This is a genomic window from Streptomyces ureilyticus, from assembly GCF_011045025.1.
In the GTDB taxonomy this organism is placed as follows: Bacteria; Actinomycetota; Actinomycetes; order Streptomycetales; family Streptomycetaceae; genus Streptomyces; species Streptomyces ureilyticus.
On the sequence record NZ_JAAKZX010000020.1, the window covers coordinates 15,472 to 37,065 of the forward strand.

Annotated in this window: 19 protein-coding genes; 8 read left to right on the top strand and 11 right to left on the bottom strand. The window is 69.4% G+C overall.

All coding sequences use genetic code 11. The features are described from left to right. The first annotated feature begins 2 nt into the window (after positions 1 to 2). Both G6048_RS09235 and G6048_RS09240 read left to right on the top strand, forming a co-directional pair. The gene (locus G6048_RS09235; protein ID WP_165338976.1) at positions 3 to 1,001 is read left to right on the top strand and encodes a carbohydrate ABC transporter permease; all 999 of its coding nucleotides are present in this window, start codon (positions 3 to 5) and stop codon (positions 999 to 1,001) included. A gap of 6 nt (positions 1,002 to 1,007) precedes the next feature. Further along, the gene (locus G6048_RS09240) at positions 1,008 to 1,862 is read left to right on the top strand and encodes a carbohydrate ABC transporter permease (RefSeq protein ID WP_165338977.1); all 855 of its coding nucleotides are present in this window, start codon (positions 1,008 to 1,010) and stop codon (positions 1,860 to 1,862) included. 1 nt (position 1,863) lies between these two features. Here G6048_RS09240 and G6048_RS09245 read toward each other — a convergent pair whose 3' ends face one another. The 5 genes from G6048_RS09245 to G6048_RS09265 form a co-directional block, all read right to left on the bottom strand. Then, positions 1,864 to 2,826 (bottom strand): formylglycine-generating enzyme family protein, encoded by a 963-nt coding sequence (locus tag G6048_RS09245; protein ID WP_165338978.1) that lies wholly within the window; start codon positions 2,824 to 2,826, stop codon positions 1,864 to 1,866. A 42-nt stretch (positions 2,827 to 2,868) separates the two neighbouring features. Next, entirely contained in the window at positions 2,869 to 5,211 is a 2,343-nt protein-coding gene (locus G6048_RS09250; RefSeq protein WP_165338979.1) for a SpoIIE family protein phosphatase, read from the bottom strand. A 134-nt stretch (positions 5,212 to 5,345) separates the two neighbouring features. Continuing rightward, positions 5,346 to 5,867: a MarR family winged helix-turn-helix transcriptional regulator gene (locus tag G6048_RS09255; protein WP_165338980.1), complete on the bottom strand. Its 522-nt coding sequence runs from the start codon at positions 5,865 to 5,867 to the stop codon at positions 5,346 to 5,348. 82 nt (positions 5,868 to 5,949) lie between these two features. Continuing rightward, positions 5,950 to 7,611 (bottom strand): SMP-30/gluconolactonase/LRE family protein, encoded by a 1,662-nt coding sequence (locus tag G6048_RS09260; RefSeq protein ID WP_235989555.1) that lies wholly within the window; start codon positions 7,609 to 7,611, stop codon positions 5,950 to 5,952. Between the two features lie 28 nt (positions 7,612 to 7,639). Continuing rightward, a complete protein-coding gene (locus tag G6048_RS09265; protein ID WP_165338981.1) occupies positions 7,640 to 9,496 on the bottom strand; it encodes a flavin-containing monooxygenase in 1,857 nt (618 codons plus the stop codon). Positions 9,497 to 9,870: 374 nt separating this feature from the next. Between G6048_RS09265 and G6048_RS09270 the strand changes: the two genes are divergently transcribed. From G6048_RS09270 to G6048_RS09295, 6 genes are all read left to right on the top strand, one after another. Beyond that, positions 9,871 to 10,437 (top strand): hypothetical protein, encoded by a 567-nt coding sequence (locus G6048_RS09270; RefSeq protein ID WP_165338982.1) that lies wholly within the window; start codon positions 9,871 to 9,873, stop codon positions 10,435 to 10,437. Between the two features lie 86 nt (positions 10,438 to 10,523). Next, positions 10,524 to 10,694: a 50S ribosomal protein L32 gene (rpmF, locus tag G6048_RS09275; protein ID WP_165338983.1), complete on the top strand. Its 171-nt coding sequence runs from the start codon at positions 10,524 to 10,526 to the stop codon at positions 10,692 to 10,694. Positions 10,695 to 10,699: 5 nt separating this feature from the next. After that, entirely contained in the window at positions 10,700 to 11,872 is a 1,173-nt protein-coding gene (locus G6048_RS09280; protein ID WP_165338984.1) for a GTP-binding protein, read from the top strand. Between the two features lie 76 nt (positions 11,873 to 11,948). Further along, a complete protein-coding gene (locus G6048_RS09285) occupies positions 11,949 to 12,776 on the top strand; it encodes a class I SAM-dependent methyltransferase (protein WP_165338985.1) in 828 nt (275 codons plus the stop codon). 119 nt (positions 12,777 to 12,895) lie between these two features. Continuing rightward, the gene (locus G6048_RS09290) at positions 12,896 to 13,255 is read left to right on the top strand and encodes a DUF779 domain-containing protein (RefSeq protein WP_165338986.1); all 360 of its coding nucleotides are present in this window, start codon (positions 12,896 to 12,898) and stop codon (positions 13,253 to 13,255) included. Positions 13,256 to 13,338: 83 nt separating this feature from the next. After that, on the top strand, positions 13,339 to 14,580 hold the full coding sequence (locus tag G6048_RS09295) for a phosphodiester glycosidase family protein (protein ID WP_165338987.1): 1,242 nt from the start codon (positions 13,339 to 13,341) through the stop codon (positions 14,578 to 14,580). A gap of 51 nt (positions 14,581 to 14,631) precedes the next feature. Here the strand turns inward: G6048_RS09295 and G6048_RS09300 are convergent, their stop codons facing one another. The 6 genes from G6048_RS09300 to G6048_RS09325 all read right to left on the bottom strand — a co-directional run bounded on the left by G6048_RS09300 (position 14,632) and on the right by G6048_RS09325 (position 21,531). Then, positions 14,632 to 14,826: a hypothetical protein gene (locus tag G6048_RS09300; protein ID WP_165338988.1), complete on the bottom strand. Its 195-nt coding sequence runs from the start codon at positions 14,824 to 14,826 to the stop codon at positions 14,632 to 14,634. Positions 14,827 to 14,949: 123 nt separating this feature from the next. After that, a complete protein-coding gene (locus G6048_RS09305; RefSeq protein ID WP_165338989.1) occupies positions 14,950 to 15,810 on the bottom strand; it encodes a phosphatidylinositol-specific phospholipase C/glycerophosphodiester phosphodiesterase family protein in 861 nt (286 codons plus the stop codon). A 329-nt stretch (positions 15,811 to 16,139) separates the two neighbouring features. Beyond that, positions 16,140 to 17,060: a carbohydrate ABC transporter permease gene (locus G6048_RS09310; protein WP_165338990.1), complete on the bottom strand. Its 921-nt coding sequence runs from the start codon at positions 17,058 to 17,060 to the stop codon at positions 16,140 to 16,142. Beyond that, positions 17,057 to 18,436, bottom strand: coding sequence for a carbohydrate ABC transporter permease (locus G6048_RS09315; RefSeq protein ID WP_165338991.1), 1,380 nt, complete (start codon positions 18,434 to 18,436; stop codon positions 17,057 to 17,059). The genes G6048_RS09310 and G6048_RS09315 overlap by 4 nt, the downstream gene beginning before the upstream one ends. 10 nt (positions 18,437 to 18,446) lie before the next feature. Then, positions 18,447 to 19,802 carry an ABC transporter substrate-binding protein gene (locus tag G6048_RS09320; RefSeq protein ID WP_033325032.1) on the bottom strand — a complete coding sequence of 452 codons (1,356 nt, stop codon included), beginning with the start codon at positions 19,800 to 19,802 and terminating at the stop codon, positions 18,447 to 18,449. Positions 19,803 to 19,854: 52 nt separating this feature from the next. Then, positions 19,855 to 21,531, bottom strand: a complete 1,677-nt coding sequence (locus tag G6048_RS09325) for a glycoside hydrolase family 13 protein (RefSeq protein ID WP_165338992.1) — start codon at positions 21,529 to 21,531, stop codon at positions 19,855 to 19,857. Between the last annotated feature and the right edge of the window lie 63 nt (positions 21,532 to 21,594).

Sequence of the window (21,594 nt, forward strand, 5' to 3'; positions counted from 1 at the left end):
CCGTGAAATCCGTCGAACCCGCGCACGCCGCGCCCCATTCCCGGGAGCAGGCCCCACCCGTGACCTCCGTCGAACCCGCGCGTCCGGCGCGCTCTGTGCGCAAGAACCGCGACTGGTTGCACGGACTGCTCATGTCCGCCCCCTCCGTAGTCGGGCTCATCGCGTTCGTAGGCATTCCGTTCGGCTACGCCGTCGTCCTCTCCTTCTACAACGTCCGCCTCGGCTCCCCGCTGGAACCGACCTGGTTCGGAATCGAGCACTACCGGCGTCTGTTCACCGACCCCGATCTGTCCGGCCCGTTCCTGCGGGCCCTGCTCAACAACCTGACCTTCGCCGTGGTCGTCGTACCCGCGCAGACCGGTCTGGCGCTCGGCCTGGCGATCCTGCTCAACCGTAAGCTCAAGGCGATCGGCGTGTTCCGGTCCCTGTTCTTCATGCCGGTCGTCTTCCCGATGGCGCTGGTCGCCGTGATCTGGCGGCTCATCCTCGCCCGCAGCGATCAGGGCATGCTCAACTCCGCCCTGGACGCGGTGACTTTCGGCAACTGGGGCGCCTTCGACTGGCTCGGCGACTCCGCCAGCGCGATGATCTCGATCATCATCCTCTCCATCTGGCAGGGCGTCGGCTTCCAGATGGTCATCCTGCTCGCCGGACTCCAGAGCATCCCGAGTGAGCTCTACGAGGCCGCCGAGCTCGACCGTGCCTCCCGCTGGCAGCAGTTCCGCCATGTCACCCTCCCCGGCATCCGCGGCACCCTCGTCTTCGTCGCCCTGCTCACCTCGGTGTTCGCCTTCCGGGTCTTCGACCAGATCTACGTCCTGGTCCAGGGCGGTGGCCTCAACGAGGACGCCGCGCGCACCGTGATGTACCAGGCGGTCACCACCGCCTTCGACCAGAACAACATCGGCCAGGCGTCCGCGATCACCGTCGTCTTCTTCCTGATCGTCCTCGTCCTGACCCTCATCCAGCGCCGCGTCGTCCGGCCCGACAACGAGGACTGAGCATCCATGAGCATGAACCCGGGCCTCACCCGCACACCCCTGCGCCGCGTCCTCGACTACGCCGTCCTGTCCGTGCTGGCGTTCATCTTCGCGCTGCCCGTCATCTACCTGTTCATCGGCAGCCTCAAGCCGTCCGACGAAGTCCTGAACGGTCTGTCCGGCTTCCTGCCCACCAACCTGTCGTTCGACAACTACACAGCCGTCCTCGACAGCCTCAACTCCGACAGCACCGGCTACTTCTGGCGCTTCATGGGCATCTCGCTGCTGCTGGCCTTCGTGGTCGTCACAGGCGGTCTCATCGTCAACTCCATGGCCGCGTACGGTCTTTCACGGCTGAAGTGGCGCGGGCAGAACGCCGTCTTCACCCTCGTTCTGCTGCTGATGCTGATCCCGTTCGAGTCGGTGGCGGTCCCGCTCTTCTACATGTTCAACGACCAGCGCAACACGCTCCCCATCCTGGCGCTGCCGTTCATCGCCAACGCCTTCTCGGTCTACCAGTTCGCCACGTTCTTCCGCACGATCCCGCCGAGCATCGAGGAAGCCGCCCGCATCGACGGCGCGGGCCCGTGGCGCACCTTCTTCGCGATCATCATCCCGATGTCGAAGCCGGCCTTCGCCTCGGTGGCGATCCTGACCTTCCTCATGCAGTGGGGCTCGTTCCTGTGGCCGGTCCTGATGGTCTCCGACCCGTCGGTACGTCCGCTGCCGCTGGAGATGAGCGTCTTCCAGGAACAACTGCCCCCGGACTGGGGTCAGATCCTCGCCTTCGGCGTGCTCCTGGTGCTGCCCGTGCTGATCGTCTTCCTCTTCTTCCAGCGGTGGTTCGTGCAGGGCGTCGCCAGCTCGGCCGTCAAGGGCTGAGTCAGCTCTTCGCCGGGTCCCGTACGCAGCGAAAGCCCAGGTTGCCCACCGAGCTGTCGGGGGTGTTGCTGGTGCGCGCGGCGACGCGGTAGCGGTTGCAGTAGGAGTCGTGGCACAGGTAGGAGCCGCCGCGCATCACGCGGGCCGTGCCCTGCTCCGGTCCCTTGGGGTCGGCGTGGGGCCCGGTGCCGTGGTCGGTGCCCCACCAGTCGGCGCACCACTCCCAGACGTTGCCGGAGGTGTTGAACAGGCCGAACCCGTTGGGCGGGAAGGCGTCGACGGGGGCGGTGCCTTTGTAGCCGTCCTCGGCGGTGTTGCGGAACGGGAAGCGGCCCTGCCAGATGTTGCAGCGGTGTTCGCCGCCCGGCGTGAGCTCGTCTCCCCACGGGAACCGCTTCTGGTCGAGTCCGCCACGGGCCGCGTACTCCCATTCGGCCTCGGTCGGCAGCCGGGAGCCCTCCCACCGGCAGAAGGCGAGCGCGTCGCCCCAGGAGACATGGACGACCGGGTGATCCCAGCGGCCGTCGAGCTCGCTGCCGGGCCCTTCGGGCGCCGCCCAGTACGCGCCCTGGACCCCGCACCACCACGGCGTGCCCTCCGGCCGCGGCGACACCTTGCGCAACTCCCCCGGCAGGAACCTGGCGAAGACGTACGACCAGCCGAACCGCTCGGCGTCGGTGCGGTAGCCCGTCGCGTCCACGAACGCGGCGAAGCGTTCGTTGGTGACACAGCGGGTGTCGATCTCGAACGGCCCGACGGTCACCTCGCGGACCGGGCCCTCACCGTCACCTGGGTTGGCGTCCGCGTCCTCACCGCCCATATGGAAGGTGCCGCCGGGCAGCGCCACCCTGGAGCCGCCGGACGCCGCACCGCTGCCGGGAACGGGCGACGGCTCGGACGCGGCGGGTGCCGTTTCGGAGGACGACCGGCCGGGTGCACAGCAGTGGGAGTTCTGGGAGTTCACGCGGCCAGTACAACACGCCTCCAATATGCCGAGGCGAGCGAGTCAGCCCGGCGGCAGCGGCTGCTGTGCCCAGATCGTCTTGCCGTTGACGGTCTGGCGGCTGCCCCAGCGCTGGGTGAGCTGGGCGACGAGCAGCAGACCGCGGCCGCCCTCGTCGTAGACGTGCGCCCGGCGCAGATGCGGTGAGGTGGAGCTGCCGTCGGAAACCTCGCAGATCAGCGCGCGGTCGCGGATCAGGCGCAGTTGGATGGGCGGTTCGCCGTACCGGATCGCGTTGGTGACCAGTTCGCTGACGACGAGTTCGGTGACGAAGGCGGTCTCGTCCAGGCCCCACTCGGTGAGCTGGTCGGTGGCGTACTGCCGGGTGGCGGCGACGATTTCGGGGTCCGGCTCGATGTCCCAGGTGGCCACCTGGCAGGAGCCGAGCGCACGGGTGCGGGCCAGCAGCAGGGCCACGTCGTCGGCGGGCTGCGGCGGGAGTACGGACTTCAGCACCGCGTCGCACAGGGCGTCCAGCGAGTCGGCGGGCACGGTCAGCGCACGGCACAGTTCGGCGGTGCCCTGGTCGAGGTCGCGGTCCCGTCCCTCGATCAGCCCGTCCGTGTAGAGGGCGATCAACGAGCCCTCGGGCAGCTCCAGTTCGGTCGCTTCGAAGGGCAGTCCGCCCACCCCGAGCGGCGGTCCGGGGGACATCTCGACGAGCCGCGTGGTGCCGTCGGGCAGCAGGACGGCCGGCGGCGGATGCCCGGCACCGGCGACGGTCAGCCGGCGCGAAACGGGATCGTAGACCGCGTACAGACAGGTCGCCCCCAGCTCCGCGACGTCGTCGGTGGTGCTCTCGTCCGTCGCCAGGTGCGTCACCAAGTCGTCGAGGTGGGTGAGGAGTTCGTCCGGCGGCAGATCCACGTCGGCGAGGGTCCGTACGGCCGTACGCAGCCGCCCCATGGTCGCGGACGACTGGAGGCCGTGCCCGACGACGTCTCCGACGACCAGGGCGACCCGGCTGCCGGACAGCGGGATCACATCGAACCAGTCGCCGCCGATCCCGGCGACCGCACCGCTCGGCAGGTAACGGTGGGCCACCTCCACGGCCGCCTGCCCGGGCAACCCCCGTGGCAGCAGGCTGTGCTGAAGGGCCAGCGCGGTCGACCGCTCATGGCCGAAGCGACGGGCGTTGTCCACGCAGACGGCGGCCCGGCTCGCCAGCTCCTCGGACAGAACGACATCGTCACCGGCGTACGCATCCGGATTGGCGGCCCGTACGAAGACCGCGACGCCCAGGGTCGTGCCACGGGCCCGCAACGGCACCGCCAGCATCGAGTGCACCCGCACGCCGTACTCACGGTCCTTGGCATCCCGTGCCTCATGCCCGCTCAGCCACCGGTCGAAGTCCGGCTCCCCGGCCCCGCTGAGCACCGCCTGTCCGTCCAGCAGCGCTCGCGCGGGCGGTGAGAACGGCGGATAAGTGTCCGCCTCACCCAGCTCGACGGCCGCCTCCGGTGTGCCCGCGGTGACGGACCGGTGGGCTGCCCTGCGCAGCACGACATCGGAGTGATGCGTCGTCGGCGGTTCGTCCGCTCCGAGGACCCAGTCGAGCAGGTCGACGCCGGCGAAGTCGGCGAAGCGCGGGACGACGAGTTCGACCAGTTCCTCGGCGGTGCGCACCACGTCCAGGGTGGTGCCGATGGAGGCGGCGGCCTCGTTCAGCAGGGCCAGCCGCTGCCGGGCCCAGTGCTGCTCGCTGCTGTCGAACGCCGCCAGGGCGGTGCCGACCAGCTCGCCGGAGAGGTCCCGTACCGGCCACATCTCGATGTTCCAGGCGTGGTACCGCGTGCCGGACGGTGACCGGGTAAAGCTCTCGTAGTGGGCGGGTTCGCCGGTCTCGGCGACCTGGCGCAGATGCTGCACGAAGCCCCGGCTGTGCTCGGCGTCCTCCACGGTGTCCGGGAAGTACCGGCCGACCAGGGTGTCCTCCGGGACCCCCATCACCTGGCAGGCCACGTTGTTGAGCCGCAGGTAATGCTGCCGGGTGTCGAAGATCGACATCGACATGGACGCCTGGTCGAAGGCCTGCGCCGCGAGGCTGGGCCCCTGCCCGTCGGACGGCTCGGCGGTGACCACGAATCCGGTGGCCGCGCCGTCCGCGCCCAGCAGGGGGCTCGCGTTCAGGGCCAGCGCGAGCTGGGATCCGTCCCGGTGCCGCAGCACGGCGGTGCCCGTCAGCGCGGCGACGATGCCGGACGGCACGTCCTCGGCGAGCAGTTCCCCCGCAGCCCGGCCCACGGCCTCCTCGGCCGCGTATCCCGTCAGCCTCCGGGCACCCTCACTCCACCCCGTCACGGTGCCCTGTGCATCAAGAATCGCCGAAGCGGCGACATGCTCCATACGCCCCAGAATGAGGGCTTCGTGGCTTCCCATCAACCCGGCTGCCGCCGATATGTCAACCGGCTGTCGCCGACAGTCAACTGGCTGTCATCGAGGGCGACCGGTCGCACCGATCCGCCAGTACGGCCCCCAGGTCAGGGCTTGCGTGCCGCCGGCCCCGCTTCCTCTTCCGCGCCGATCTCGGCGGCGTACGAGAGGAAGTCGTCGACCATGCGGTGGAAGAGCGTGGCGAGTTTCTGAAGTTCCTCGGGTGACCAGTCGGACAGGGCCAGCTGCATACCGCGGGCGCTCATCTCGCGGATGCGGTCGACGGCTTCCTGGCCGGCCTCGGTGATCTGGATGCGCTGGGCACGGCGGTCGTCGGGGTCGGGTACGCGGGTGACGTAACCGCCCTTCTCCAACTGCTGCACCTGTCGGGTCACGTGGGAGGCCTCCACGGCCAGCCGGTTCGCCAGCTCACCGGGACGCATCGGCTCGGAGTCGCCGATCTGCCGCAGGAGGGCCACGGCGGCGCGGTCCAGCGGCACTCCGGCCAGCGCCATGAGCCGGTCGTGCTGACGCGTTCGGCCCATGAGATAGGCGATGCGCGTGAGCGCCCGCTCGATCTCCATCACTTCCGTGGAGGCGGGGGTGGTGGCCGGCGATGGTGTGGACATACGGATCACTTTACCAGCTTCTTGCCTAACTCAACTAAATCTGCCCGTCCCCCGCCGGTTGCCCGCGCTCCGGCGCTCCCTCTCATGGCGCCCGCCTGGGCGACAGCCGAAGCACGCTTCCCTCGCCGTTGGCCGACAGCAGCAGGGAACCCTCCGGAGTGACGGCGAGACCGGCGAACTGGCCGGGCGATCCGGGCATGCCGTGGGTGAACAGCGCGGGCCGTTCGGTGGGGCCGGTCCCCGGAGGCAGGCCGACCGCCAGGTCCTCGGCGTCGACCCTGGTGTCGCCCGTGCTGAGAGAGATCGCCAGCAGCCTGCGGTGCTCGGTGTCCACGGTGAACAGTTCGTCACCCAGGGCGGCCAGCCCCTGCGGTGCGCCCAGCCCCTCCGCGAGGAGCACGGCCTTCCCGGCGTCCGGCCCGTCGTCGACCCCTTCTTCGCCCCCCTCGTCGATCCGGAGCACCGCCCCACGCCGGTCGTCGCTGACATAGCAGCGCCCCTCCGCGTCGAAGGCCACATCCACCGGGTGGTCGAGCCCCTCCGCGAGCACGGTGACGGAGTCGTCCCGCTCGTCGATCCGTACGACCCGGCCGGCGCCCGCCTCCGCGACCACGAGCGAGCCGTCCGGTCCCACCGCGATGCCGAACGGCTGGTCCAGCCCGGCAGCCCGTTGCCGCCTGGTCTTCGCCACGGGGTCGTACGTCTCGACGTTGCCGTACTGGGAGGTGAGGTGCAGGAGTCCGTCCGCGGCGGTGATGCCGTGGGTGAAGATGAGCAGCTCCTGTGTGGTCACGTCGCCCGGTTCGCCGTCGCCGGTGGGCTCCGGGCGTGCCACGCGGTAGTGGTCGGCGGCGTAGACCGTGCCGCCGAGGTCGATCGTCACTCCGTAGGGGCCGTCGAGTCCGGTGGGCACGATCTCGCGGATCCGGCCGTCGGGGTTCATCTCCGTGACGCCGCCGCTGGCGAAGCTGGAGACGAACATGCGGTTCTCGGCGTCGAAGGCCGCGTTGTCCAGGCCGACGACACCGCTGGTGACGATCGACGTGTCGCCACTGCCGAAGAGGTCGATACGGGTCACGATGCCGGCCTCGCCGCGGGACAGCACCGTCATCACCCCGCCCTGGTCGAAGCGCACCGCGACCGGCTCGTGCACGTCCTCGGCGACCAGCTCGGGGGCGCCGCCGTCGGGGGGTATCCGCCAGACCTGGTCGGTGAGCATGTGCGGGTAGTAGAGGTAGCCGTCCGGGCCGAGTTGCATCGCGTTGCCGAAGATCAGCCCGTCGGTGAGCACCACCGGGTCGCCGCCGTCAGGGAACAGCTCCAGCAGACGGCCGTCCATCTTCATCTCGTTGACGAAGAGGCGGTCGCCGGCGCAGGTGATGCCGTTGGGCACCTGCACCTCGTCGGAGACCAGGGTGTACTCGCCCTCCGGACTGCGACGCCACACCCGGCCCGGCGTCAGGTCCGCGATGTACATCGAGCCGTCCGCCCCGAAGGCCAGGTCGTCCGGCGCCTGGACCGGACCGTCCAGCGGCACGACGACGTCGACGTCCCCCGAGGCGGGGTCCACGGCGCTGATCTGCCCGGCGATGAACTGCGCGACGTACAGCCGCCCGTCGGGGCCGAAGGTCACGCCGTTCGAACCCCACAGCCGGCTCGGCCAGTTGAGCCGTCTCATGTCCCACCGGCTGCTCGTGGCGGACCGGCGGCCGGTGTCGTCGTACCGGCTGGGCTGCATGCTCATCCCCACTCCCCCTGTCCTTCGGCCCGACTCATTCGGCTTCGACTTCGGCTTCGACGAGGACGTCGCGCAGGCCGCCGTCCTCGCGCCAGCGCCGGAGCAGTTCGTGGAAGGCGACCGGCCCGTCGCCGTACGACTCGCTGCGCTTCCTCGGCCTGCCCTCGTTGTTGTAGTAGCCAGGTGTGCACTCGGCCTGGAAGGCATGCAGGTCGGCCGCCTTCTCCCGGATCGTGGCCACCCAGGCGGCCTCCGCCTCGGCGCTGGGCTCGATGTAGCGGGCCCGCCGCTTGCGGGCCTCGCCGACGACCGCGGCCACATGGGTGGCCTGCTCGTCCAGGATGTGCACGTAGTTGACGGCGCTGGCGTTCTGCACCGGGCCGAGCTGGAAGAGGTTCGGGAAGCCGTGGCTGTAAAAGCCGTGCAGCGTCTTCGGGCCCTCCTGCATCCAGGTCTCCAGGAGGCCGGCACCGCCACGGCCGTGCACCGGGACGAGTCCGGACAGGATCCCCGAGACGCCGACCTGGAAACCGGTGGCGAAGATGACGGAGTCGACCTCGTACTCATTCCCGCCGACCACGATCGCGTCCTCGGTGATGCGCTCGACCCCGCCATGGTCGGCCGTGTCCACCAGGGTCACATTGGGCCGGTTGAACGTGTCGAGGTAGTGGTCACTGAAGGTGGGCCGCTTGCACATGTAGCGGTACCAGGGCTTGAGGAGTTCGGCCGTGGCCGGGTCGTCCACGAGCGCGTCGACGCGGGCGCGGATCTCGTTCATCTTCTGGAAGTCGGCGAGCTCGTACAGCCGTTCCCGCTCCTCGGGAGACACGTCCGCATAGCTGTCGCTCGGGATGAGCTTCTGCTGCAGCCGCGCGGTGGAGGTCCAGCCGTCGTTCACCAGGTCCTCGTCCGCCTGACCGCCGGTGACGAGCCGGAGGAAGTTCTCCCTGCGGCGCTTCTGCCAGCCGGGAGTGAGCGACTTCGCCCACTGCGGATCCGTGGGGCGCTGACCGCGTACGTCCACCGAGGACGGAGTGCGCTGGAACAGGTACAGGTGCCGTGCGTCGCGTCCCAGATGCGGCACGATCTGGATCGCGGTGGCACCGGTGCCGATGACCGCCACCCGCTTGTCGGCCAGCTTGTGCAGGTTCCCGTTCGCGTCGCCGCCGGTGTACGCGTAGTCCCAGCGGCTGGTGTGGAAGGCGTGCCCCCGGAATGTCTCGATGCCGGGGATGCCGGGGAGCTTGGCCTGGCTGAGCGTTCCGCTGGACACGACCACGTATCTCGCCCGCATGCGGTCGCCGCGGTCGGTGGCGACGATCCACTCCAACTCGCCCTCGTCCCAGCGCAGTTCGGTCACCTGTGTCTGGAAGCAGGCGTCGCCGTAGAGGTCGAAGTGCTTCCCGATGGCCTGAGCGTGCTGCCGGATCTCCTCGCCCGGCGCGTACTTCCATTTCGGGACGTAGCCGATCTCCTCGAGCAGCGGCATGTAGACGTACGACTCGATGTCGCAGTGGATGCCGGGATACCGGTTCCAGTACCAGGTGCCGCCGAAGTCCCCGGCCTGCTCGACGACCCGGATCTCCCGCACCCCCGCCTGCCGCAGCCGCGCACCGGCCAGCAGACCGCCGAACCCGCCGCCCACGACCAGCGCCTCGACCCGGTCGTGCAGCGGTTCCCGGGGCACGAACCGGGTGTACGGATCGTCGGCGTACGAGGCGAACTCGCCGACGAGCGGCCGGTACTGCCGATTGCCGTCGGGGCGGATCCGGCGGTCACGCTCGGCCCGGTACTTCTCGCGCAGGGCGTCCGGGTCGAAACCCAGTTCCTCCGGGGTCAGTTCCTCGGGGGGCAAGGGGGTGACGGCGGACGGTTTGTGGGGGATGGACATCCGGGTCCTCTCTGCTGTCCGTGCTGTCCGTGCTGTCCGTGAACAACTGCCGTTGTACGGTGCGCCGACCCGACCCGATGCGCCGGGCAGCGGAATGCCCGCCGGTGGTCGCAGGCCTCGATGAGCACATGGAAGCGGACCGGACTGACACCTCCCGGACAGTCACCTGACAGAAAGCTGACGTGAGCCAGATCACTCGCGGACGCCGTCGCGCGGGCACCCGAGTCACAGCGGCACAGACATACCACCCGGAGTAAGGGAAGGGAACAAAGGACCCCACGTCGCCCGGGCGACGGTTTCGGGACCCGTCCCGTCGGCCCCTCAATAGACTCGCCGCCTGCTCTCGGGCGAGTCACGAAAGGGATGGGAACACCATGACAAGGCTGACCACGGCGGGACGTACGGGACGACTGGCGGGCGGTGCGCTGCTGGCGACGCTCGCGCTGCTGACCGTGGCCGGCTGCGGCGGTTCCGGCGATGACTCCGGTGATGCTGCCGCGGGCGCGGGCACGGGTAAGACCGAGTCCCCGGACTCTCGTGCGGACGACAGCTCGAAGAGCCCGTCTCCGTCCCCTACGGTCACGGCGGCGGACGGCACCGACACGGGCGCGTGCGCCGACGGCAACTGCGAGATCGCGGTGTCCAAGCCGGTGACGTTCGACATCAAGATCCCCGCCGGCCCCGCCAAACTGTCCGTGACCAAGGTCGGCAAGAACGAGGCCGGTTTCAAGGTGACCCACGGCACCAGCAAAAACGGCGGCTCGACCAGCGGCACTGCGAGCGGCAAGGGCAGCGGCTGCACCACCTACTTCCACAGCAATGGCAGCGGCACCCAGTGCGGAGCGGCCGGGGGTCCGCCCGCCAAGGAAGCCGGCACGGTCGCGCTGCAAGTGGTGCCCAGCCCCGACGGCACCGCGATCCTCCGCCTCGTCTCGCCCTGACCCGCCCGCCGGGCCGGGCAACACATTTCGTAATGGGATCCATTTTCATGTAGCGTCTGGGTCGCTCGCTCACCAAGGAGGACCCCATGGCCGTTCCCAAGCGGAAGATGTCCCGCAGCAACACCCGTCACCGTCGCGCCCAGTGGAAGGCCAGCACCCCGCAGCTCGTGCCGGTCACGATCGACGGGACCGTCCACCAGGTGCCGCAGCGGCTGGTGAAGGCGTACGAACGCGGTCTGCTGCACCCCGAGGACTGAGCGGCATGGCGGACGACCGGCTGCCCGTGACCGTGCTCTCCGGATTTCTCGGCGCGGGCAAGACCACTCTGCTCAACCATGTCCTCGGCAACCGTGAGGGACTGCGTGTCGCGGTCATCGTCAACGACATGAGCGAGATCAACATCGACGCGGCCCTCGTGCGCGGCGGCGAGGCCACCCTCTCGCGCACCGAGGAACGCCTGGTCGAGTTGACCAACGGCTGCATCTGCTGCACGCTGCGCGACGATCTGCTGGAGGAGGTCGACCGGCTGGCCCGCGAAGGCCGCTTCGACTATCTCCTCATCGAGTCCAGCGGCATCTCCGAGCCGATGCCGGTCGCCGCCACGTTCGCCTTCGCCCGCGACGACGGAGCCGTGCTCGGCGATCTCGCCCGGCTCGACACCATGGTCACGGTCGTCGACGCCGCCAACTTCCTGCCCGAGCTGGCGAACGGCGACGAGCTCGCCGAGCGGGGCCTCGACCAGTACGAGAACGACGAGCGCACCGTCAGCGATCTGCTGATGGACCAGATCGAGTTCGCCGACGTCATCGTGCTGAACAAGCTCGACCTGGTCGACGACGAGAGCGCGGCCCGGCTCCGTGCGGCCCTCACCCGCCTCAACCCCGTGGCGAGGATCGTTCCCGTCGCGCACGGCCGGGTGAACGTGGGCGAGGTGCTAGGCACCGGCCTGTTCGACCTCGATCGCGCCCAGCAGGCGCCGGGCTGGGTCATGGAGCTGAACGGCGACCGCGTCCCGGAGACCGAGGAGTACGGCATCTCCTCCACGGTCTTCCGCTCCCAAGTGCCGTTCCATCCGGGGCGGTTGTGGACGTTCGTCACCGAGGAGCTCGACAGCGGGGCCTTCGGGCAGGTCCTGCGGTCCAAGGGCTTCTTCTGGCTGGCGAGCCGCGCGCAGGTGACGGGCCTGTGGTCGCAGGCCGGTTCCGTCGCCCGCTTCGAGCCCTCCGCTGCCCTCGGCGCGGAGAGCCCCTCCGGCCAGGAACTGGTGTTCATCGGCACCGGGCTGCGCGCCGAGGCGCTGCGGGCGGCGCTGGCCGACTGCCTGATGAGGGACGGCGAGAGCACGCCGACCGTCGATCCGTTCCCCGCCTGGGACACGTACGGCATCGACGATGCCTGCGAGCACGAGCACTCCGAACTCGTAGCCGGAGCCTGACTGAAGACCCCGGGTCGGGCGGTGGTCGGCCACGGCGCCGCCCGACCGGATACGGACAGCGATCTGGGAGGTTGGCATGACCGAGCGCGATGTACGCCTGGGCACGGTCCAGGAGACGCTGCTGATCCCGCTGTACGGCCGGGCGGTGGAGAACCGCAAGAAGGACGCGGCCCTGCGTGACGCGCGAGCCGAGGAGATCGTCGCGTCGATCGACTACGACTTCGCGCGCTTCGAGAACCTGCCCAGCCTGGTCGGCACCGTACTGCGCACCTCCCTCTTCGACCGATGGGTGACGGACTTCCTCGCCGAAAACCCCACCGGCACGGTGGTGGAGCTCGGCACCGGCCTCAACACCCGGTATGAACGAGTCGACAACGGCAAGGCCCGCTGGTTCGACCTCGATCTGCCCGACGTGATCGAACTGCGCCGCACCCTCTTCACGGACACCCCGCGCCGGACGATGATCGCCGCCTCGGTCACTGACAGCGCGTGGGCCGACACCGTTGCCACCGGGTCCACCGGCCCGTACCTCTTCGCCGCCGAAGCCGTGCTGCCGTTCCTGGAGGAGCAGGACGTACGGCACGTCGTGGACCTGATCGCCGACCGGTTCCCCGGTTCACTGCTGGCCCTGGACACCGCCGGTCCCGGCATCGTCGGCACCCAGGACGAGCATGACGCGCTGAGCAAGGTCGAAGCCCGGATGCGGTGGGCCTGCGCGGACCCGGCCGAACTCGCCGACTGGCGGCCCGGGTCCAGGCTCCTCGCCTCCCACCGGCTCACCAGTCTGCCGCCGCGGATGCACGAGGAGCTGCCCTCCGCGTACCAGGAGATGCTGGCCGGCCTCGCCGACCAGCGACTGCCCCAGGTGGAGGAGTACCAGCTCACTCTGGTCCAGCTGCCCTGACGGCGCCGGTCCGGCCAGTCCCCCGTACGTCACTTCTCCGCGTGCAACCTTCTTGCAACGGGACAGGTGCTTGACTCAGTCACCGCCCAGCACCGGCAAGCGCTGAGGAGTGATGCACGGTGAACTCACCCGCCCCCCGCGTGGAGTTGACACCTGCCGCTGCCCAGTTGCTGCGGCGCCTCCGTGCCGCCCATGGCCCGCTGATGTTCCATCAGTCCGGCGGCTGCTGCGACGGCAGTGCGCCCATGTGTTACCCGGAGGGCGAGTTCCGGACCGGTGACTCCGATGTGCTGCTGGCCTCGCTCGCCGTCGACGGCGTTGACGAGCCGGTGTCGTTCTGGATGTCGAAGAGTCAGTACGAGGTGTGGAGTCACACCCGGCTGATCGTCGACGTGGTGGAAGGGCGAGGCAGCGGCTTCTCGCTGGAGGCACCCGAAGGAGTGCGTTTTCTGATCCGTTCGCGTCTCGTCGGTACGTAGCATCGTCACGTCAACCACCTTGTGGTGAACTCCCCTGTGTCCTGGGCTCGTTGAGGAGACCGGTGGAGACAGCAGGGGGCGGTATGGGACGTGGACGGTTCAGAACCGTGCTGACGGTTCTCGCGGTATGGAGTGTGCTGGCCGGTGCCGCCCTGGTGGGGGCGGCACCGGCCGGCGGCGTGGAGGGCGCCAAGCCCTCGGTGGCCCCGGTCGCGATCGCTCCGGGGGTGGCGTACTCGGAGTTCGACATTCCAGCCGCCAAGGGGGTGGCCCACGCACATGTGCTGAGCGTCGATCTCCGCGATCCCCGGGTGAGGGTCGACCTCATGTACCCCGGCGCGGTGGCGGCCCGCGCCCCCGTCTCTCAACTGGCCGACGTGCGCGGCGCCGTCGCGGGCGTCAACGGCGACTTCTTCAACATCACCGAGACCCAGCATCCGGGAGTCGAGGCGACGGGCGCGTCCGTCGGCCCGGCGATCGCGAGCGGGCGCACGCTCAAGGCGGCGGTTCCGGACGGTCAGCGGTTCGGTCCCGCTCTCCCGCCTGGTACGAGCACGAGGGACGTGCTGGGCGTGGGCACCGACGGGCGGGCCCGCCTCGACAGCATGGCCCTCGACGGTTCGGTCCGTACGCGTGCGACACGGCTGCCGCTCGGCGGGCTCAACCAGTACGCGCTGCCGGTCGGTTCCGTCGGCGCTTTCACCTCGGACTGGGGCAGTGTCTCCCGGCTGCGGGCCACCTGCGGCACGGACACCGACCGGGCCGCGCCCTGCAGCGCGGACACTCATGAGGTGACGGTCGAGGACGGCCGCGTCGTGTCCTTCGCCGACACGCCGGGCAGCGGTCCCATCGCGGCCGGCACCACGGTCCTGGTCGGCCGGGAGGCGGGTGCCCAGCAGCTGCGGAAGCTGTCGCTGGGCGAGCGGGTCAAGGTGCGGCACCGACTCGTCGCGGCCGCGTCCAGGATTCCGTACCGCTTCGTGGTGGGCGGCTACCCGGTCCTGAGGGGTGGTCAGCCGCTCGCCGGTCTCGACAACGCGACCGCGGCGGTGCGGACGGCAGCGGGCGTCTCGCACGGCGGAAGACGCCTGACGCTGCTCGCGCTGGACGGTGCGCCGGAGTTCCGTACCGGCCTCACGATCGCCGAAGTGGCCGCCATCATGCGGCAGTTGGGCTCCCTCGACGCCTTCAGTCTCGACGGCGGCGGGTCCACCACGCTGGTCGCCCGGGAGCCCGGAGCGGCTGCGGTGAGCATACGCAACCATCCCAGCGCCGGAGCCGAGCGCCCGGTGCCGAACGGGATCGGAGTGTTCTCCAGACCGTGAGCGGGCCCTGAGTCGCCGTGAGACCTTGTCCGGGCTCAGGGCCTCAGCGCCTCACGGCCTCAGGCCGCCGACCATGTCCGCTGTCGCCGAGATGCCGTCGTGAATGGTCGGCGCCATGCTCGTGCTCGCGAGATAGAAACCGAGCAGGATGCACACCAGAGCGTGCGGGATCTTCAACGCACCGCTACGCATGAAGATCACTGCCAGCACCACGAGCAGCAGCACCACAGAGATGGAAATGGCCATCGTCAACCTCCTCCGCCACGCCCACATCGCGGCTTTCGGCCGCAAGTGTGGCGTAGCGGGAGGTTCGTCCAGGCAGCTGACGTGTCCGCCGATCGTGTGTTGACTGCTTGTGCAAGCGCTGGGCTACGCCCGCACGTTGGCGTCCAAGAACTTCTCGAGGCCTGCGAGATCGTCGGTGTTGATGTAGTCGACGTCGGCGGCGAGGAGTTCGCCCCAGAGCGCGTCGCGGGCCGGGCCCGCCAGGTCGGGCGTTGCCCAGAAGCGGACCTTCTGGCGGCGCGAGTGGGCCGTCGCGATGATGCTCCGCAGCTTCTGACGCTCGGCTTCGGGGAACAGACCGGTGCCCTGCCAGGTGAAGTTGAGGTTCCAGTTGTCGCTGATCAGCGGGATGAAGGAGGCGGGCGCCGGGCCGCCGAGGTCGGCGAGACGGCCGTCGTAGAACGCGCGCCGCACGGTCTGGACCTCCATGGGTGTACGGGCCGCACGGTCGCCGGAGATCACGGCGGTGACCGGGCCGGGGAAGACCCGCCCGTGCGCGTACGTCGTGAACAGGTGCTTGTAGCGGCGCAGATGGCGGTCGAGTTCGAGGTACGTCGAGGAGCCCTCGGTCTTGAGGTCGATGAGGAGCTGGATCGGCTTGCGGTAACCCCGGTACACCGAACCGTGGTTGGCCTTCACACGGTGGGCGAGCGGGTCGAGGTACAGCGACTCGAGCGTGCGGGCCGGATCGAGATCGACCGCGTCATGGGCCACCAGAAGCTGGTCGCCGACGAGGAAGATATCGGCCTCGAGGCTGCCGAACCAGTGGTCCAGGGCGTCGAAGAGGGGCCTGGGGTGCAGGTAGTCGTTGTGCGCGTGGGCGCGCCACAGCGGGCGCGGGCCGTGCTTCCGCTCGCTCGCCTGCGCGTACACCGGCACGGCGACCGAGCCCGCGAGGGCGGCGGCAAAGGTGGTGAGCGCTCTGCGACGGGTGGTGAGGGCCATGCTCTGCCTCCCTGAGGGTCTGCCATACGTGGAGCCTCAGCGAGTATGCGGTCCTTCGGGTGCCAAGGAGCAGTGCCATGTGGGAAGTTGGCTGGACTGCCGCTGTGCGTTCACTTCGGCGCAGCATCGGGCGCGGCAACGCCCATCCCCACAAAGAAATTGGAAAGGCCCGCCTCCATAGGCGCTTCCCGAGGCGCTCCCAGGCGTCGGCGCAGGCCACCATCACTTGGCGGTACGGCTCTCTGGGGCAGGGTCTGGAAGGCCTCGCGTCGCCGGGCCCGGACCGGGCAGTTGTCCGGTCCGGGCCCGGCGACGCGAGCACGAGCGGCTTACTTCAGCGCTCCTGCCATGACGCCGCTGACGAACTGCCGCTGGAAGGCGAAGAAGACCACCAGCGGGATGATCATGGAGAGGAAGGCCCCGGAGGACAGGACGTCGATATTGGTGCCGAACTGGCGGGTCTGCTGTTGCAAGGCCACGGTGAGCGGGGCGGAATCCGCGTCGGCGAAGATGAGCGCGACGAGCATGTCGTTCCAGACCCACAGGAACTGGAAGATGCCGAGCGAGGCTATCGCCGGCCCGCCGAGCGGAACCACCACCCGGACGAAGAGCCACAACTCGCCCGCCCCGTCGAGACGGGCGGCCTCCAGCAGTTCGCGCGGGATGCCCGCGAAGAAGTTCCGGAGCAGGAAGATCGCGAACGGCAGGCCGAAAGCGACGTGGAAGAGGACGACGCCGGCGATGCTGCCGAAGATCCCGAGATCCCCGAACAGGCTGGTGATGGGCACCAGCGCAACCTGCAAGGGCACCACGAGCAGGCCGACGATGAGCAGAAACACCCAGTCCCGGCCTGGGAATTCGACCCAGGCGAAGACGTACCCGGCGAGTGAGCCGACAACCACCACCAGCAGCGTGGCGGGGACAGTGATCAGCAGACTGTTCAGGAACGAATGCGTGATCGTCGAGTCGTCCAGCAGGCTGGTGTAGTTGTGCAGGGTCAGCTGCGCGGGCTTGGTGAGCACGGTCCACCAGCCGGACGACCCGATGTCCAGTGGCCCGCGCAGCGAGGAGAGGAGCAGGCCGACTGTGGGCAGCAGCCAGAACATGGCCACCACCAGCAGGACCAGACGTGTGGATCCGCCGACGAGCCGACGCGCCGCGCGGGCGGCAGCGCCCGGACCCGGGCGGCCGGAGGCAGTGGGGACGGTGGCGTCGGTCTGGCTGGCCTGGGCGGTCTGAAGGGTTGTCATCGTGACCTCTCCTTTCGGAACCGCTTGATGTTGAGGAACATGGCCGGGGCCACCAGGGCGAGCAGGAGCACGGCGAGCGCGCTGCCGGTGCCCTGGTCGTTGCCGCCGCCGAAGGAGGACAGATAGAGCTGCAGGGCCAGTACGTTGGCGTCCTGCTGGCTGGCGCCGGGCGCGATGACGTACACCAGGTCGAAGATCTTCAGCACATTGATCACCAGCGTGACCAGGACGACGCCCAGCACCGGCGCCAGGAGCGGCACCGTGATGCGGCGGAAGACCTGCCACTCCCTCGCGCCGTCGACACGTGCGGCCTCCAACAACTCCCGGGGAATCCCGGCCAGCCCGGCGGCGATGAGGACCATCGCGAAGCCCGTCCACATCCAGACGTAGGCACCGATGATCGACCAGGTGACCAGGGTCGGGCCGAGCCAGTTGACACCCGCGTACTGCTCGGTGAAGTTCGTGGCCGGCAGGCGCAGTTGAACCGGTGAGGCGCCGAGCCGGTTCGCGGGCAGGGCGAAGGCGCCGTCCTTGGCGGCCGTCGCCGTGGCGATGACGCGCCCGTCACGCACAGCCTCGACCCGGACGCCGGACAGTGCCTTCTCCCCTTGGTCGATCTTCCCGGGCGTGCTGCCGCCCGGCTGGAAGTCCAGCCAGACCGTGCCGCACAACGCACCTTGCGGACAAACACTCGGCGAAGCGGCCTGCGTCGCGCCGGTCAGCGTGCTGGGCTGCAAACCGACCAGTGGCAGTGTGGCCGGACCGCCATCGGCGCTGACGGGCCTGCTCGTGTAAGGGCCGCCGACCGGCCCTGCCAGGGTGCCGCTGCCGGGGCCCGCCACGCGGGGATGAGCCCCGGGATACGCCGATGCCTTGAAGAAGGTGTCGTGGACGCCGGTCGCCACCGCGTTGGCCACGCCCTTGCCGGGGTCCTGGTCGTAGACCAGCCGGAAGATGATGCCGGCGGCCAGCATGGAGATGGCCATCGGCATGAAGACGACCAGCTTGAATGCCGTGCCCCAGCGGATCCGATCGGTGAGCACGGCGAAGATCAGGCCCAGCCCGGTGGCCGCGACGGGTGCGACCACGACCCAGACCGCATTGTTCTTGATGGCCACGAGGGTCTGGTGGTCGGTGAAGACGTCGGTGTAGTTGGAGAGCCCGACGAAGTGCGTGAATCCGTCGGGGCCGAAGAGACTGCGTACCACCGACCACACGATCGGATACACCACGAGTGCGCCGAGCAGGACCAGCGCGGGCAGCAGGAAGAAGACCGCGATCCAGCTACGGCCTCGGAGCGTCCTCCTCCTGCGGCGGGCGGGTGCCCCCGCCGCCGCGGGGGCGGCGGGGGACGGAGGGGAAAGGGTCTGTGACATGGCGGCTGCCTCAGCCGGCCTTGGCGAACGCCTTCGCGGCGTCCGCTTCGAGCTGTTTCTGCGCGCCCGCGACGTCGGAGGGCTTGGCGAGGAAGTCCTGCAGGTCCTTCCACTCCCCCTGCCCCTTGGTTCCGCCGAACGCGGCCGGCGCCTGGTCGGACATGTCGAACCGGATGTTGTCGCCGGCCTTGATCAGGTTCTTCGCGATGCCCCGCACGGTGTCGTCGCGGTAGTTGGAGAAGGCGACCGCCTTGTTCGGAGACAGGAAACCGCCCTGCTGCACGGCGATTTCCGCGGCCTCGGGGGAAACCAGGAAGCGCATCAGCGCCTGCGCGCCTTCGCCGTCCTTGAGTGCGACCGCGACATCGCCGCTGCTCACCACTGGTGCCTTGCCGCCGTCCACGGACGGGAAGGGGAAGACCTTGGCGTCGGTGCCGACCTTGGCCGTGGTCTCCTGTGTGATGTTGGTCGCGATGAACTCGCCCTCGTAGACCAGCGCGGCCTTGGGCGGGTCGGAGAAGACCTGGCCGACCGAGGTGGGGAAGTCGGTCTGCAGCGTGCCGCGCGTGCCTCCGGCCATCAGATCGGGCCTGCCGAAGATCTGGCCCAGCGTGGTCAGCGCCTTGGTCACCGATGGATCTGTCCACTTGATCTGATGCTTCGTCAACTTGTCGTACATGGCCGGGCCGGCCTGGCTGAGGTAGATGTTCTCGAACCAGTCGGTCACGAGCCAGCCCTCGGCGCCGCCTATGGAGAACGGCGGGGTGCCGGAGTCGGAGAGTGTCTGACCGTCCTTGAGCAGTTGCTCCCAGGTGGTGGGGGTGGTGCTCAGTCCGGCCTGCTCCCAGATCGCCGTGTTGTACCAGAACAAGGACTTGTTGGTGACCTTGAAGAACACGCCGTACTGCTTGTTCTCGTACGTACTCAGGTCACGCCAGGCCTTGCTGTAGTTCTGGTCCAGCTCCTTGGTCACGGCGGGCTGGAGCGGCTTGAGCCAGCCCTCCTTGGCGAACTGCTGCAGCACGCCGGGCTGGGGCAGCAGGGCCACGTCCGGCGGAGAGCCGCCCTGGATCTTGCTGCCGACGAAGGTCGACACGTTGTCGCCGGTGGGCACGAAGGTGGTGCTTGCCCCCGTCAACTCGTCGAAGCGGGCCAGTACCTTGAGGAAGTTCTTCTGCTCGGCGCCTGTCCAGACGCCGGCCACCTGCAGCTTCTGCCCGTCGAGCTTGGGCAGGTCCAACGTGGAGGCGCCGCCCGCACCGGTGGTCGCGGGGGCGCTGGAGGCGTCCTTGTCCGAGGAACCGCACCCGGCGGCCCCGATCATCAGGACGGCGACGGCCGTCAGTACTGCCGCTCTGCCATTCATTGGGTCACTCCTTTGTGAAAGACGTACGGAACGTGTTGCGACGGACAACGGATCAGTCGGTGAGGCCGTCGGCCACCCACCAGGCGGCAGTGCTGCCAGGGAGGGTGCCGGGCGGGCAGGGACCGCTCGCGAGCAGCGGTGTGCCGTGGACCGGGGCGGGACAGGGGACGTCGCCGAAGTTGACGGCGCACACCAGCCCGTCACCGCGGACGAAGGCCAGGACCTGCGGCGGGGAATCCAGCCAGCGCAGCGTCCCGTTGCCGAGCGACGGCAGGCTCTGGCGCAACCGCAGCGCGTCGCGATACAGATGCCAGAAGGAATCGGGATCGGCCATGCCCCGCTCGGTGGTGTGCTCCGCGAACCACTCGGGCTGGGGCAGCCAAGGCTTGGCGACGCCTTCGCCCGAGGTGAAACCGAACGGCGACATGTGCCCCGACCACGGCAGCGGTACGCGGCAGCCGTCACGTATGCCCACGCGACTGCCGCTGCGATGGAAGATCGGGTCGGTGAGCACCTCGTCCGGCAGGTCGACGACCTCCGGCAGGCCCAACTCCTCGCCCTGGTAGATGTAGGCGGCGCCGGGCAGGGAGAGCATCAGCAGCGCCGCGGCGCGAGCGCGCGCGGCGGCCGCGTACCGGGTGACGGTGCGGACCTGATCGTGATTGTTGAGCACCCAGGTGATGGTCGACCCGGTGTCGGCTATGTCCCGCAGCGCGTCCTGGATGACCCGGCGGAAGGTGGCGGCGTCCCAAGGGGCCGTCAGCATGTGGAAGAAGAACGCCTGGTGGAGCTCGTCCGGGCGGACATAGGCGGCCTGCTCGGCCGCGGTGCGCACGGACACCTCTCCGACGAGCAGCCGGTCGATGCCGTCCCGGGCGGTGTACTCCTCGCAGATGGCGCGCCAGATGCGCCAGACACCGTGGGTCTCGGGCTGGTTCCACGCCAGGGGGTTGACCGTGTCCCGGGCGCGCGCGTCGGCTGCCGGGTCCGGGGAGTCCGGCAGTGCGGGATGCTTGAAGAGGCCGGTGGCCACGTCGATGCGGAACCCGTCGACGCCACGGTCCAGCCAGAACCGCAGTACTTGCTCGAAGTAGCCACCGACCTCGGGGTTACGCCAGTTCAAGTCCGGCTGCTCCGGCCCGAACAGGTGCAGGTACCACTGGCCCGGCGTGCCGTCCGGCTCGGTCACCCGGGTCCAGGCGGGTCCGCCGAACATGGAGTGCCAGTTGTTGGGCGGCAGTTCGCCGCCCGCACCACGACCCTCGGCGAAGTGGAAGCGGGATCTGCCCGGACCGCCGTCCGGGCCTTCGGCCAGGGCCTGCAGGAACCACGGGTGGCGGCTGGAGCAGTGATTGGGGACGATGTCGATGAGCACCTTGAACCCGAGTCGGTGCGCGTCGTCCACCAGGCCGCCGAACTCGTCCAGGTCTCCGTAGACCGGATCCACGTCGCAGTAGTCGGCGACGTCGTAGCCGTGGTCGTACTGCGGCGAGGGGTAGAACGGGTTGAGCCATATGCCGTCGACACCGAGTCGCTTGAGGTACGGCAGGCCCGCGCGGACACCGGCGAGGTCGCCGATGCCGTCCCCGGTGCTGTCGAGGAAGCTGCGGACGTACACCTCGTAGATGACGGCGGTGCGCCACCACTGCTGTCGTGCGGTGTGCTCTGGCCGCTCGGAGGGGCGCGGTTCGTTCTGTACCGAGCCGTCGTCGACGAACGCGTCGATCATCGGGAAACCCTCCTGGGCTGGGCGGGATGGAGACCGGCCGCCGAGCGGGGAGGGCGACGGCCG